At 49.8% G+C, this 1,124-nt stretch carries 2 protein-coding genes; both read right to left on the reverse strand.

The window, feature by feature from the left end; translation table 11 throughout:
- A partial coding sequence (locus R7E78_RS24445) for an enoyl-CoA hydratase/isomerase family protein (protein WP_318058381.1) occupies positions 1–577 on the reverse strand: 577 nt, incomplete at its 3' end.
- A gap of 8 nt (positions 578–585) precedes the next feature.
- The coding region (locus tag R7E78_RS24450) for an enoyl-CoA hydratase (RefSeq protein WP_318058382.1) at positions 586–1,124 on the reverse strand (539 nt) is incomplete at its 5' end.

The following is a 1,124-nucleotide window of genomic DNA, read 5'->3' on the forward strand; positions in this document are numbered from 1 at the left end:
AATCCGCCAGACCAGTAGTGACAGCGTCACTCGAATTAACGAGCGCACCGGTCAAGCCAAGGAATAAACCCACTTCGGGATCGATTTGACTAAGGAACCAAGTACCACCTACGTCTGGATATAGACCGATGTTGATTTCTGGCATGGCTAAACGCGATATTGGCGTAACAACCTTGTGGCTTGTGCCCATAAACAGCCCCATGCCACCACCCATCACGATGCCTTCCCCCCATCCAATGATGGGTTTGTTGTAGGTATGGATTAGATAGTCACACTCGTATTCCAACGCAAAGTATTTTGTGCAAAATTCTACGGTCGCTTCTTTGCTCTCATTGTGCATGACGTGATACATCGCCCGCACATCCCCGCCAGCACAGAATGCTTTTTCTCCCGCACCACTTAACACCACACAAACCACGTGCGGATCATGTTGCCATTTGATCAATTGATCGTGAAGTTGAAGCAACATATCGAACGTCAATGCGTTCAGTGATGGCGTGTTATCCAACGTCGCGACGCCGATGCGATGTACGCCATCGACACAATCCATTTCTGTAATGGTGACCGTTCCTACCATGAAGCCTCCTATTGGTTCTTCCAGTTAGGTGGACGCTTTTCAAGAAAGGCGCGTACGCCTTCTGTTTGATCTTCGGTATCAAATAAATCGAGGAATAATTCACGCTCTTTCATTAAGCCGTGTTTGAGTGGCGCAGAGCGCATGTTTTGAATCAGAATTTTGCACGCGGCGACCGAAGAAGGTGATTGATTTGCAACCGAATCAGCCATCGCAATCGCTTTACTTAAGGCTTCCCCTTTTGGCACTAGCTCCTCCGCTAAGCCTAGTTCTTTTGCCAGAGAGGCGCTGATTTGTTCGCCGCAAAGAATCATGCGTTTGGCCCATCCTTCGCCAACAAGCGCGGTGAGGTTTTGTGTACCGCCAGCGCAAGGAAGCAGCCCAACTTTCGCTTCTGGCAGCGCGAGTATGGCATGCTCTTCGACCACTCGAATATCACACGCCAACGCCACTTCTAGCCCACCCCCCATGGCATAACCATTAATGGCAGCAATAGATACACCTCGAAACTCGGAAAGGGTTTCAAACGCTTCACCAAAGCAGCGCGCCA

The organism is Vibrio sp. YT-19(2023) (genome assembly GCF_033337395.1).